Raw genomic sequence first — 12,453 nt, forward strand, 5'->3', positions numbered from 1 at the left:
AAAATTATTTGATAGGAAAATTAATAATTTCGTAAAATTCTTTATAATTTTTATATAAATTTTTTATAATTAAATTAATATTTATACCAATTTTAAAATCATTTAAATAATCAGGAAAAACATTAACATCTTTAATTCCTAAATTAAAATTTCCAAATCTATCTAAAGATTTAATATTAAAACCTTTAAATTCTTTAATTCTTGGAATTACAATAGAAATTAATTTATGATAAAAATCCCACATTTTTGTTTTTCTTAAAGTTGTATAAACACCCCCTATTTCACCTATTTTAGATTTAAAATTTGAAATAGATTTTTTTATTTTGGAAAATATTGGTTTTTGACCAGAAATAAATTTTATAGTATCAAAAGCATTTTTTAAATAATTTTTATTATTATTATTTTTTGCCAATCCAGAATGAATTATTATTTTTTTTAAATTTACATCAAAATAATTATTTTTTTTTAAAAATAAATTAATTTTATTTTTATACAATTTCATACTAATTCATTAGATAATGAAATTAATTTATTAAAATAAACATTTTTTATTTCTTTAGCAAGAACACCAAAAACTCTAGTTCCTATCATTTGATTTTGATTATTTAACAAAATAATAGCATTATCGTTAAAAGATAATGATGTGCCATCATTTCTCTTAAAAGGAAATTTTGTTCTAACAATTATAGCTTTAAAAATTTGTCCTTTTTTAATTTTAGAGTTAATATTAGAATTTTTAACAACAACTTTTATTAAATCACCAATTTTTGCATATATTTTTTTTGACCCTTTTAAAATTTTTATACATTTTGCAACTCTAGCACCACTATTATCAATAATTTTTAATAAAGTTTGTTCTTGAATCATATTAATCTTATTTTTTCAATAATTTTTGATAATATCCAAAAAGTTGTTTTTGATAATGGTCTAGTTTTTTTAATTAAAATTAAATCTCCTAAATTACTTTCATTATACATATCATAAACTGATACTTTAGAATAATAAAAAATTTTTTTTTTATAAACAGGTAAAATAAAATTTTTTTTTATTATTACAATTATTTTTTTTTTATTTTTTTTAATTACTCTACCATATAAATTATTCATAACAAATTTCAGTTTTTATAGAAAGTTTTTGTGATGCGCTAAAAAATGCTTTTTTAACAATTTCAAAATTTAAAGATTTAATTTCAAAAATTATTATTCCAGGTTTTATAACTGACACCCAATCATGTATTGCCCCTTTCCCTTTCCCCATTCTAACTTCTAATGGTTTTTTTGTTAAAACTTTATCAGGAAATATTCTTATTAAAATTAAATTATTATTATTAAAATTATGTATTAAAGATTTTCTTGCTGATTCAATTTGTTTAAAATTTAAAAAACCATTTTCAATTGATTTTAAACCATAATTTCCAAAAATAAGATAATTTCTTTTATAAGAATTACCAATATTTCTTTTTTTTTGATATTTTAAAAATTTTAATTGATTAGGTTTTTGTTTCATATTTTTTTTTAAATATCCAAATTTTAATACCTAAAATACCATATTGAGTAATTGTTTCATTAAAATAATAATCAATATTATTTCTTATAGTGTGTAAAGGGATACTACCAAATAAATACCATTCTTTTCTAGCAATATCAACACCTTCTAATCTACCACTTATTTGTATTTTACAACCATTAAATTTATTTAATAATTTTAAAATCTCTTTTTTTATTATACGTTTTAAAGAAGATTTATTATTTATTTGATTAATTATTAAATAAGATAATGATTTAGAATTAACATTTTCTTCTAAAATAAAATTTATTATTATATTTTTTTTTAAAATTTTAGAAATTTCTAAAATTATTGGATCCATAAAAAAAACAAAATTTTCTATTTTTAATAAATCATTAAAATAAATATTTAATTTTAGAAAATTTGAAATAATTATATCAATATCAATTATATTAATAAAAAAAAAGTTTTTTTTTATAATTTCTCTTATTAAAATATCAATTTTTAAAAAAAAAAAATATTTTTTTTTATTAATAAACCAAAAACTATGATAATATGAAGATTTCCCTAATCTAAAAAAAATTGGATGTATTTTTTTACCCATATAAAATAATAATTTTTATATTACAAAATTTTTTTTCTAAAAAATTTATTCTACCTTTTGCTCTGAAATTAATTTTTTTAATTATTTTTCCTTTACCAACGAAAAAATTTTTAATAAAAATATTACTTGTTTTACAAGAATTAATAATTGTATTTGAAATTTTAATTAAATAAAAATCTATTTTTTTATGAAAATATAATTTATAATAATATAAAATTGGTTTATTTGATAAAATTTTTGAGTAAAAATACATTTTTCTATATGAAATAGGAATATTTCTAAAAATAAAATTATTTTGCATTTTTTTTTTTATTTTTTTTTGTATGAGATTTAAAATTTCTTGTAAGTGAAAATTCACCTAATTTATGTCCTATCATATCTTCATTTATATAAATTTTTATAAATTTTTTACCATTATGTACTAAAATAGAATTATCTATCATATCTGGAATTATAGTAGAATTTCTAGACCAAGTTTTAAATTCTTTTTTATTAAAATTTTTATAAACAGATTTATGAATAAAAAAACCTTTTTTAATTGATCTTGTCATTTTTTAGTTTTTAAACCTTTAGATTTTTGACCAAATGGTGAACAAGGATGTCTTCCTCCACTAGTTTTCCCTTCTCCTCCTCCTAAAGGATGATCTACAGGATTCATTGCTACTCCTCTTACAGTTGGTCTTACCCCTTTCCATCTCTTTTGACCAGCTTTATAATATTTTTTTTTATTTTCATTATATATTTTTCCAATTGTCGCTCTACAATTTAAAGATAATTTAATTTTTTTATTAGAAGGTAATTTTATTATAGCATAATTATTATCTTTAAATATTAATTGACTTCCAACTCCAGAACTTCTAGAAAAAATTGCACCAGAATTAGGAAATTTTTCTATACAATTAATTATTGTTCCTATATTAATATTTTTTATTAATGTGTTATTACCATTAAATAAATTTATATTATTTTTACTAGATATTATAAAAGAATTAATTTTTAATTCGTTTGTTTTTATTATATATTTCTTTTCACCATCTATATAATTTAATAAAGCTAATTTTACATTTCTATAAGGGTCATAAATAAAATTAATTATTTTAGCTAAAATATTATCTTTTTTTCTAAAAAAATCTACTTTTATATATACTTTTTTATGAGCACCTCCTTTATGTCTAACAGAAATTTTACCATGACTTCTACCTGATTTTTTTTTAAAACAAAAAAAAGTTTTATTTTTCATTTAAAATATTATTTATTAAAAATATTATTGATTCAATACTAAAAAAAAAATTTTTAAATAAAAAAAAATCTTTATTATTAATTTTATTAATATTTTTAATAAAAAAAAAATTATTTATATCAAAAAACAAATTATTTTTATTTTTTAACAAAATTAAAAAAAATAAATTTTTTTTTTCATAAATATATATATTATTATTTATTAAAAATAAAAAAAATAAACTTTTTAATATATATTTTTTTTTTATTATTTTTGGAAGTACATAATTAGAAAAAGTAACACCTCCACCTCTCCAAATTGGAGATTTTTTATCTCCTGCTCTAGCTCTACCAGTTCCTTTTTGAGGCCACGGTTTAATTCCACTACCTCTAATTAATCTTTTATTTTTTTTAAAAACAATTTTTTTTTTTATTTTTATAAATTTATATATAAAATCAATATTAATTATATTTTTATATATATATAAAAAATAAGGTTTTTTTGAAAATATAGGTAATTTCATATTATTTTAACGTTTAAATAATCATTTTTTTTTCCAGGTAATATTTTTTTTATAAAAAAAAAATTTTTTTTTCTTAAAAAAAAATTTATATAAATACTAATTTTTTTAAACCCCATTCTTCCTGGCATTTTTTTTCCTTTTAATACTCTACCTGGATCTTGACATTGACCTGTTGATCCCATTGTTCTATAAGATAATGAACAGCCATGAGATTTATCTTTTGTTCTAAAATTCCATCTTTTTATAACACCTTGAAAACCTTTTCCTTTACTAATTGAATTTATTAACATATTTTTAAAATTAAAATTTAAAAAAAAATTATTATAATTTATATACTTTATAATATTAAATAAAAAAATTTTTTTTTTATAAAAAAAATGTTTTGTGCCTTTATTTAAAAATATCATAAAAAAAAATAATTAATTTCAACTCCATCAATATTTTTATTTTTAATTAAAAAATTTAATAAATTAATATCAAAATTTTTAATATAAAAAATAACTTTAAAATAATTAATTTGAATTTGATCTCTAGCATTTTTATCAACATGAGGAGATACTAAAATTGTAAATTTTTCTATTTTTTTAGGCATAAAAAAAGGACCTATATATATATATTTTTTTTTTAAATTTTTTATAAAAAAATATAAAAAAGAATTTATTTCAATTATAAAATGAGATTTTAAAGTAATTTTTATCATAATATATTTATTATTATACCTGCACCAACAGTTTTTCCTCCTTCTCTAATAGCAAAACGTAAACCATTTTCAATAGCTATAGATGATAATAAATTAACTTTCAATTTAACATTATCTCCAGGCATAACCATTTCAATATTTTCTGGTAATTTACAAATTCCTGTAACATCAGTTGTTCTAAAATAAAATTGAGGTTTATATCCATTAAAAAAAGGTGTATGTCTACCACCTTCTTCTTTAGATAATATATAAACTTCACATTCAAAATCTGTATAAGATTTAACACTTCCAACTTTTGCTATTACTTGTCCTCTTTCAACATCTTCTCTTTTAATACTTCTTAATAAAATACCAATATTTTCACCAGCTATACCTTCATCTAAAGTTTTTTTAAACATTTCAATTCCAGTAATTGTTGTTTTAATAGAATCTTTTATTCCAACTATTTCAATCTCTTCTCCATTTTTTATAACACCTCTTTCAACTTTTCCTGTAACAACTGTTCCTCTTCCTGAAATAGAAAAAACATCTTCTATAGGCATTAAAAATGGTTTATCAATAATTCTATTAGGTAAATCAATATATTTATCTAATGTATTTAATAATTTTTTAATTGAATCAATTCCTAAATTATTATCATTTTTTCCTTCTAATGCTAATAAAGCTGATCCAATAATAATTGGAGTATTATTTCCATCATAATCATATTCTGATAATAATTCTCTAATTTCCATTTCAACTAAATCAAGCAATTCTTTATCTTGAACACAATCTGCTTTATTTAAAAAAACAACTATATTAGGAACACCTACTTGTCTTGCTAATAAAATATGTTCTCTAGTTTGTGGCATAGGTCCATCAACAGCAGAACATACTAAAATAGCACCATCCATTTGTGCTGCACCAGTAATCATATTTTTTATATAATCAGCATGACCTGGACAATCAACATGAGCATAATGTCTATTTTCAGATTCATATTCTACATGTGAAGTAGAAATAGTAATACCTCTTTCTTTTTCTTCTGGGGCATTATCTATACTATCAAAAGCTCTACTTTCACAACCATATATTTCTGATGAAATTTTAGTTAAAGCTGCTGTTAATGTAGTTTTACCATGATCTACATGACCAATTGTTCCAACATTTATATGTACTTTATTTCTATTAAATTTAACTTTAGCCATATTATTCTTTAATTTTTTCAATTATATAATTTGGAAGTTCATTATAATTATGAAATTCCATATTATAACTTGCTCTACCTTTAGTATTAGATCTTAATTCAGTTGAATAACCAAATAATTCTCTTAAAGGAACAAGTGAATTGATAATTTTAAAATTATTATAGTCTAAAACGTTATTAATTATTCCTCTTTTTTTATTAATATCTGAAACAATTATACCTAAATATTCATTTGGAGTATTAATTTCTACTTTCATTATTGGTTCTAATACATAAGAATTTGCTTTTTTTAAACCTTCTTTAATTGAAATCATTGCTGCATTTTTAAACGCATATTCACTTGAATCAACTGAATGAAATGATCCATCTATTAATGATACTTTAATTTTTATTACAGGGTATCCTAATATAACACCTTGCAACAATTGTTGAATTATTCCTTTTTCGATAGGAGTAAAATATTCTTTTGGAACTGAACCACCTATAATTTCTGATTTAAATATAAAATTTTCTTTATTTTCAAATAAAATAGGTTCTATTTTTAATACAACATGACCATATTGTCCTTTTCCACCAGATTGTTTAATATATTTACCTTCTTGAATTACAACTTTTTTAATACTTTCTTTATAAGAAACTTTAGGTTTGCTAATTTTAGTTTTTAAATTATTTTCCTTTTTGATTCTATCAACAATTATTTCTAAATGTAATTCCCCCATACCAGATAATATTGTTTCTCCTGTAGAATTATTAATATTTAATAATAATGAAGGATCTTCTTTACAATACTTATGTAATAAATTTATTAATTTCTCTTGTTCATTTTTAATAATGGGTTCTATAGAAATTGAAATTACTGGTATAGGTATAGAAATTTTTTCTAATTGTAAATTTTCTCCAATTGAAATTAATGTATCTCCAGTAGAAGACTCTTTTAATCCTACTATTACTACAATATCACCAGCACTTGCTTCTTGTAAATCTTTTTTTGTATTTGCAAACATTCTTAAAATTCTAAAAATTTTTTCTTTTATTTTTTTTGTAGAATTATATATAATTTCTCCAACTTTTATTGTACCTGAATAAATTCTTATAAAAGATAAAGATCCTAAAAATGGATCATTATATATTTTAAATAATAAAGATAAAAATTTTTTATTTTTATCAATATTAAAATTATCATTATTGCAATCTTTAATTTTTACATCATATGGAGAAGGTAAAAAGTTACAAATCGAATCTAATAAAAATTCAATACCTTTATTTTTTAAAGAAGTTCCACACATTATAGGTATAATTTTATTATTTAAAACTAATTTTCTTATAGAAATTATAATATCATTAACATTAAAATTATTATTTATATATTTTTCTAAAAAAGTATCATCATTATTTGATAAAGTTTCTAATAAAAAATCTCTATTTTTATTAAATAATGATTTTTGATTTTCATCAATATTTTTAATGCATAAAACATTATTGTCCCAATTATAAAATTTCATATTTATTAAATTTATAAATCCAGAAAAATTTTCTTCTTCTCCAATATTTATATTTATAGGTAATAAATTACAATTAAATTTATTTTTAATACTTATAATACATTTTTCATAATTTGCACCAACCCTATCCATTTTATTAACAAAAATTATTTTTGGTATTTTATGTTTTTGAGATTGATTCCAAACAGTTTCAGTTTGAGGTTGAATCCCTGATGATGCACAAATTACAATAATTGCACCATCTAAAACTCTTAAAGATCTTTCCACTTCAATAGTAAAATCAACATGACCTGGTGTATCTATTATATTTATATTATAATTAATATTATTTAAATTCCAATATATTGTTACTGAAGCAGAAGTTATAGTAATTCCTCTTTCTTGTTCTTGAGGCATCCAATCAGTAACAGTATTTCCATGATGAACTTCTCCAATTTTATGAGATATACCAGAATAAAATAAAATTCTTTCAGTAGTAGTTGTTTTTCCAGCATCAACATGAGCTATAATACCTATGTTTCTAAAATATAATAAATTATTCATAATTTAAAATTAGAATATGCTTTATTTTGTTCAGATATTTTAATAATATTTTCTTTTTGTTTTATAGAAGATGAATTATTATAATAAGTATCAATAAATTCACCAACTAATTTATTTTTAAAACCATTCTCATTTCTTTTTTTTGCATTAATAATTATCCATTTCATAGCAAACATTAAACCTCTTTTTAAATTAATTTTAAAAGGAATATTATAATTTACACCACCAATTTTTTTTTTTTTTATTTCAAATAAAGGAATAACATTAAACAAAATTTTTTTAAGTAAAAAAAAACATTTTTTTTTTAATTTTATAGAAATTAAATTTATACTATAATAAAAAATTTTTTGCGCTATTTGTTTTTTTCCGTTTTTCATTATATAATTTATAAATTTTGATATTAAATAACTTCCATAACGAGGGTCTGTAAAAATTATTGTTTTTAAATATCTTTTTTTTCTAGACATTTTTTTGTTCCATATTTTGATCTTGATTTTTTTCTATTTGTAACTTCAGATAAATCATATACATTTCTTATTGCATGATATTTTACACCAGGTAAATCTTTAACTCTACCTCCTCTAACTAAAATATTAGAATGTTCTTGTAAATTATGTCCTTCTCCTGGAATATAAACAGTAATTTCATTTTTATTTGACAATTTAACTCTACATACTTTTCTTAATGCTGAATTAGGTTTTTTAGGTGTTGTTGTATAAACTTTAATACAAACACCTTTTTTTTGAGGTGAAAATTCTAAAGCAGGTGTTTTTATTTTTTTTTTTGATTTTTTTCTTCCAATTCTAATTATTTGATTTAAAGTCATTTTTTATATAAAATTTTAAATTTTTTTTCTTATTGTTAATTTCTAAATTATTTTTTAAAAAATATATATGATTAATTAAACCAGTACCTGCAGGAATTAATCTTCCTATTACAACATTTTCTTTTAATCCTAATAAATAATCAATTCTATTTCTAATTGCAGAATCAATTAAAATTTTTGATGTTTCTTGAAAAGATGCTGCAGAAAAAAATGATGATGAATCTAAAGAAACTTTTGTTATTCCAAAAACAACTCTTTCATAAAGTGAAATTTTTTTTGAAAATTTTAAAGTATTAATATTTTCTGTTAAAACATCTTCTAAATATAAAATATCATTTTGAATAAAAAAACAATCTCCAGAATAAAGAATTCTTACTTTTTTTATCATTTGTTTTAAAACAAGTTCTATATGTTTATCATTTATATATATACCTTGAGGTTGATAAATATCATTAATTTCTTTAATAAAATAATTTATTAAATATTCAATTCCTATTAATTTAATAATATCGTTTAAATCTGGTTTTCCATCAGAGATTATATCTCCTATTTTAACATAATCTCCATTATTTACTAAAATTTTTCTAAAATTTTCTAAAAAGTATTGTTTATAAAAATTATATTTTGTAATAATATTAATAATAACATATTTTTTAAAATTATTAATTTTAACATAACCATCTATTTCACATAATAAAGATTTTTTTTTAGGTGTTCTAGCTTCAAATAATTCACTTAATCTAGGTAAACCTCCTATTATACTAGATTTTAATTTTAAAATAATTTGAATTTTTGCAATTATATCTCCAGGCATAATAAAATCAAATTTTTCTTTTATAATAAAAAAATCTTTAGGAATAAAATATTTTTTTATTTTATTTTTATTTTTTATATAAAAAATTGTTTTTTTTAATGTTTTATAATAATATTTTTGATCTGTTTCATGAAAAAATTTTTTTAAAATATCATTAAAAAAAAAATACCCAAAATTTTCTGAAAATATACAAAAAATATTTTCTAATTTTTTAATTTTAATTTTTTTTTTTATAAATATTCCATTTCTTATTAAAATTTTTTCTCCATATAATAATTTATAAATTTCATTTTTATTATTATTAATAATATTAATACTACTTTTATTATTTAATATTAAAATTTCACTTTTTATATTTAATAAACATTTACAATTTTTATATATAACATAACCAAAATATTTATTTGATAAATAAAAATTATTAAAACTAATGCTTGCAACTCCACCAGTATGAAAAGTTCTCATAGTTAATTGAGTTCCAGGTTCTCCTATAGATTGCGCTGCTATAATACCTATTGGTACACCAATTTGAACAATATTATTAGTTGATAAATCAGATCCATAACAAAAACAACAAACTCCTCTTAAAGATATACAATATATAGAACTTCTAATAAAAATTTTTTTTATATTTTTTTTAATAATTAAAAATAAAATTTTATTATTAATAAATGTATTTTTTTTAATTATTAATTTATTATTTATTATAATGTCATTTATTAAAACTCTTCCATAAATTTTTTTATATAATAAATGCATTTTTTTATAATTAAATATTAATATTTTTATACCTATTTTTGTATTGCAATTCATTTTATAAATAACAACATCTTGTAAAACATCTATTAATTTTCTAGTTAAATATCCTGAATTTGCAGTTTTTAATGAAGTATCGGTTAAACCTTTTCTTGCTCCAAAAGAAGAAATGAAATAATTTTTCATTGTTAATCCATTTTTTAAATTATCTAAAATAGGATCTATTATTATATCACCATTTGATTTTGAAAAAAATCCTCTAAAAGCAAGTATTTGTTTTATTTGAAGCATACTTCCTCTTGAACCAGAATCTAACATAATAAATAAATTATTTATATTTTTATTTTTTTTTGGGGAAATTTTTTTAATTAACAAATTTAAAAACAAAATTTCTATAGTATTTATTATATTAAAAATATTTTTTTTTATTTTTATTTTTTTTATTATTTTTAATATACAAAAATTTGTTTTAATTGAAATTAAATCATAATAACTTATAGAAATACCAAAAAATGTAGAAAAAAAAAAACCAATTTTTTTTATTTTATCTAAAATTTTAATAGTTTTTTTTAAATTAAAAAAATCAAAATAATATTTAATTATATATGATAGATTTTTTTTTTTTAATTTTTTATTTAAAAATTTAATATTTATATCTTTTAATAATGAATAATAAAAAATAACTCTACCAACAGTAGTTTTAATTCTTTTTTTATTTATTTTTAAAATAATATTTTTTAAAAAATTATTATTATTTATATTAAAATAATTTAATACTTCATGAATGTTAAAAAAAAATATTTCTTTATAATTATAATTTAAAGTTAAACAATAAATTCCCATAACAATATCTTGAGTTGGAATAATTATAGGTTCACCGTTAGATGGTGATATTATATTATTTATAGATAATAATAAATAATTAGATTCAATTTGAGAATTAATAGTTAAAGGTAAATGTATTGCCATTTGATCACCATCAAAATCTGCATTATAACTTAAACAAACTAAAGGATGTAATTTTATTGTTTTATCTTGAGATAATAAAATTTTAAATGATTGAAATCCCATTCTATGTAAAGTAGGAGCTCTATTTAAAAGAATGGATTTTTTATTACAAATTTTTTTTAAAATTTTTATAATTTTTTTTTTATTATTTTTATAATAATCATCAATAAAATTTATATTTGAAATTAATTTTTTTTTTTTTAATTCAAAATAAATAAAAGGTTTAAATAATTCTAATGCAATTATAATAGGTATACTACATTGATACAAAAATAAATTAGGATCTACTGATATAACACTTCTAGCAGAAAAATCAACTCTTTTTCCTAAAAGATTTTGTCTAAATCTACCATATTTACCTTTAATAGAACTTGAAAATGATTTTAATATTCTTTTTGAAGAAGTTAAAATTGGGTTTTCAATTTTTTCATTATCAAATAAAGCATTAATTGATTCTTGTAATAAAATTCTCTCATTAATTAAAATTTGTTTAGGAATACCTAATAATTTTATATTTCTTAATCTTAAATTTCTATTTATTATTTTTCTATATAATTCATTTAAATCTGAAGTTGCAAATTTTCCAATACTTAAAGGAATTAAAGGTCTAATTTTAGGAGATACTATAGGTAAAATTTTTATACAAAACCAATTTGGTTTATTTCCAGATAAATAAAATATATATATTTTATTTATTTTTTGTAAATAAATAAATAATTTATATATAGAATTACAATTAATGATTTTTTTTTTAATTATTTTACAATCTAATAAAATTTCATTATCTGATAATAATTTTTCTAAAGCCTTAACTCCAGTTAAACAATAAACATTATATTTTTTTTTATTATTTAATAAAATTGAATATTTTTTAAATTTTTTACTAAAAGATTTAATAACAATTTTAATTTTAAATGATATTATTTTATCTAAAATTTTATTATTAATATTTATAACATTAGTAATATTATTAGATATAGTTTTTAAAAACCATATATGAATAATAGGATAATTTAATTTTAAATGACCAAATCTATAAGAAGAATGAGATTTTTTTAAATTTAAAAATTTATTATTTTTATTACATTCACATTTTTTTTTATCACAACATATATTATATATACTAAATATTTTTAAACAAAATAATCCATTAATTTCAGGTTTTAAATTTTTGTAATCAATATAATTAGAATTTTTTATTTCACCATATGACCAATTAATAATTTTATTAGGTGAAGCTATTTTAATTGAAATATTTTTCATTTT

General features: G+C 18.2%; 16 protein-coding genes. All 16 read right to left on the reverse strand.

Annotated features, from left to right (window positions below):
- Positions 1-4: 4 nt before the first annotated feature.
- Genes rplE through rpoC form a run of 16 tightly spaced genes read right to left on the reverse strand, consistent with a single transcriptional unit; the run spans position 5 to position 12,450 of the window.
- Positions 5-502, reverse strand: coding sequence for a 50S ribosomal protein L5 (gene rplE / locus A353_RS00860; protein WP_014887313.1), 498 nt, complete (start codon positions 500-502; stop codon positions 5-7).
- Entirely contained in the window at positions 499-867 is a 369-nt protein-coding gene (rplN, locus tag A353_RS00865; RefSeq protein WP_014887314.1) for a 50S ribosomal protein L14, read from the reverse strand. Before rplN ends, rplE begins: the two co-directional genes overlap by 4 nt.
- Entirely contained in the window at positions 864-1,106 is a 243-nt protein-coding gene (rpsQ, locus tag A353_RS00870) for a 30S ribosomal protein S17 (RefSeq protein WP_014887315.1), read from the reverse strand. Before rpsQ ends, rplN begins: the two co-directional genes overlap by 4 nt.
- A complete protein-coding gene (gene rplP, locus A353_RS00875) occupies positions 1,099-1,506 on the reverse strand; it encodes a 50S ribosomal protein L16 (RefSeq protein WP_014887316.1) in 408 nt (135 codons plus the stop codon). Before rplP ends, rpsQ begins: the two co-directional genes overlap by 8 nt.
- Positions 1,490-2,110: a 30S ribosomal protein S3 gene (rpsC, locus tag A353_RS01110; protein WP_014887317.1), complete on the reverse strand. Its 621-nt coding sequence runs from the start codon at positions 2,108-2,110 to the stop codon at positions 1,490-1,492. The genes rplP and rpsC overlap by 17 nt, the downstream gene beginning before the upstream one ends.
- Positions 2,103-2,363, reverse strand: a complete 261-nt coding sequence (locus A353_RS00885; RefSeq protein ID WP_211118347.1) for an uL22 family ribosomal protein — start codon at positions 2,361-2,363, stop codon at positions 2,103-2,105. The genes rpsC and A353_RS00885 overlap by 8 nt, the downstream gene beginning before the upstream one ends.
- A gap of 37 nt (positions 2,364-2,400) precedes the next feature.
- On the reverse strand, positions 2,401-2,661 hold the full coding sequence (rpsS, locus tag A353_RS00890) for a 30S ribosomal protein S19 (protein WP_014887319.1): 261 nt from the start codon (positions 2,659-2,661) through the stop codon (positions 2,401-2,403).
- Complete coding sequence (gene rplB, locus A353_RS00895; protein ID WP_014887320.1) at positions 2,658-3,350, reverse strand: 50S ribosomal protein L2; 693 nt, start codon at positions 3,348-3,350, stop codon at positions 2,658-2,660. The genes rpsS and rplB overlap by 4 nt, the downstream gene beginning before the upstream one ends.
- Positions 3,340-3,852 (reverse strand): 50S ribosomal protein L4, encoded by a 513-nt coding sequence (rplD, locus tag A353_RS01115; protein WP_014887321.1) that lies wholly within the window; start codon positions 3,850-3,852, stop codon positions 3,340-3,342. Before rplD ends, rplB begins: the two co-directional genes overlap by 11 nt.
- Positions 3,849-4,259, reverse strand: a complete 411-nt coding sequence (rplC, locus tag A353_RS01200) for a 50S ribosomal protein L3 (protein WP_014887322.1) — start codon at positions 4,257-4,259, stop codon at positions 3,849-3,851. Before rplC ends, rplD begins: the two co-directional genes overlap by 4 nt.
- Positions 4,256-4,552 carry an uS10/mL48 family ribosomal protein gene (locus A353_RS00910; protein WP_014887323.1) on the reverse strand — a complete coding sequence of 99 codons (297 nt, stop codon included), beginning with the start codon at positions 4,550-4,552 and terminating at the stop codon, positions 4,256-4,258. The genes rplC and A353_RS00910 overlap by 4 nt, the downstream gene beginning before the upstream one ends.
- Entirely contained in the window at positions 4,549-5,739 is a 1,191-nt protein-coding gene (gene tuf, locus A353_RS00915) for an elongation factor Tu (RefSeq protein ID WP_014887324.1), read from the reverse strand. Before tuf ends, A353_RS00910 begins: the two co-directional genes overlap by 4 nt.
- A 1-nt stretch (position 5,740) precedes the next feature.
- Complete coding sequence (gene fusA, locus A353_RS00920; protein WP_014887325.1) at positions 5,741-7,783, reverse strand: elongation factor G; 2,043 nt, start codon at positions 7,781-7,783, stop codon at positions 5,741-5,743.
- Positions 7,780-8,250, reverse strand: coding sequence for a 30S ribosomal protein S7 (gene rpsG, locus A353_RS00925; protein ID WP_014887326.1), 471 nt, complete (start codon positions 8,248-8,250; stop codon positions 7,780-7,782). The genes fusA and rpsG overlap by 4 nt, the downstream gene beginning before the upstream one ends.
- Complete coding sequence (rpsL, locus tag A353_RS00930) at positions 8,226-8,609, reverse strand: 30S ribosomal protein S12 (RefSeq protein ID WP_014887327.1); 384 nt, start codon at positions 8,607-8,609, stop codon at positions 8,226-8,228. The genes rpsG and rpsL overlap by 25 nt, the downstream gene beginning before the upstream one ends.
- Positions 8,587-12,450, reverse strand: a complete 3,864-nt coding sequence (gene rpoC, locus A353_RS00935; protein WP_014887328.1) for a DNA-directed RNA polymerase subunit beta' — start codon at positions 12,448-12,450, stop codon at positions 8,587-8,589. Before rpoC ends, rpsL begins: the two co-directional genes overlap by 23 nt.
- Positions 12,451-12,453 lie beyond the last annotated feature (3 nt).

It is taken from the genome of Candidatus Carsonella ruddii HC isolate Thao2000, from assembly GCF_000287275.1.

Excerpts from the sequence above, each read along its gene's own strand:
- rplE (WP_014887313.1), bottom strand. The coding sequence starts at position 502 with ATGAAATTGTATAAAAATAAAATTAATTTATTTTTAAAAAAAAATAAT.
- rplN (WP_014887314.1), bottom strand. The coding sequence starts at position 867 with ATGATTCAAGAACAAACTTTATTAAAAATTATTGATAATAGTGGTGCT.
- rpsQ (WP_014887315.1), bottom strand. The coding sequence starts at position 1,106 with ATGAATAATTTATATGGTAGAGTAATTAAAAAAAATAAAAAAAAAATA.
- rplP (WP_014887316.1), bottom strand. The coding sequence starts at position 1,506 with ATGAAACAAAAACCTAATCAATTAAAATTTTTAAAATATCAAAAAAAA.
- rpsC (WP_014887317.1), bottom strand. The coding sequence starts at position 2,110 with ATGGGTAAAAAAATACATCCAATTTTTTTTAGATTAGGGAAATCTTCA.
- A353_RS00885 (WP_211118347.1), bottom strand. The coding sequence starts at position 2,363 with ATGTATTTTTACTCAAAAATTTTATCAAATAAACCAATTTTATATTAT.
- rpsS (WP_014887319.1), bottom strand. The coding sequence starts at position 2,661 with ATGACAAGATCAATTAAAAAAGGTTTTTTTATTCATAAATCTGTTTAT.
- rplB (WP_014887320.1), bottom strand. The coding sequence starts at position 3,350 with ATGAAAAATAAAACTTTTTTTTGTTTTAAAAAAAAATCAGGTAGAAGT.
- rplD (WP_014887321.1), bottom strand. The coding sequence starts at position 3,852 with ATGAAATTACCTATATTTTCAAAAAAACCTTATTTTTTATATATATAT.
- rplC (WP_014887322.1), bottom strand. The coding sequence starts at position 4,259 with ATGATATTTTTAAATAAAGGCACAAAACATTTTTTTTATAAAAAAAAA.
- A353_RS00910 (WP_014887323.1), bottom strand. The coding sequence starts at position 4,552 with ATGATAAAAATTACTTTAAAATCTCATTTTATAATTGAAATAAATTCT.
- tuf (WP_014887324.1), bottom strand. The coding sequence starts at position 5,739 with ATGGCTAAAGTTAAATTTAATAGAAATAAAGTACATATAAATGTTGGA.
- fusA (WP_014887325.1), bottom strand. The coding sequence starts at position 7,783 with ATGAATAATTTATTATATTTTAGAAACATAGGTATTATAGCTCATGTT.
- rpsG (WP_014887326.1), bottom strand. The coding sequence starts at position 8,250 with ATGTCTAGAAAAAAAAGATATTTAAAAACAATAATTTTTACAGACCCT.
- rpsL (WP_014887327.1), bottom strand. The coding sequence starts at position 8,609 with ATGACTTTAAATCAAATAATTAGAATTGGAAGAAAAAAATCAAAAAAA.
- rpoC (WP_014887328.1), bottom strand. The coding sequence starts at position 12,450 with ATGAAAAATATTTCAATTAAAATAGCTTCACCTAATAAAATTATTAAT.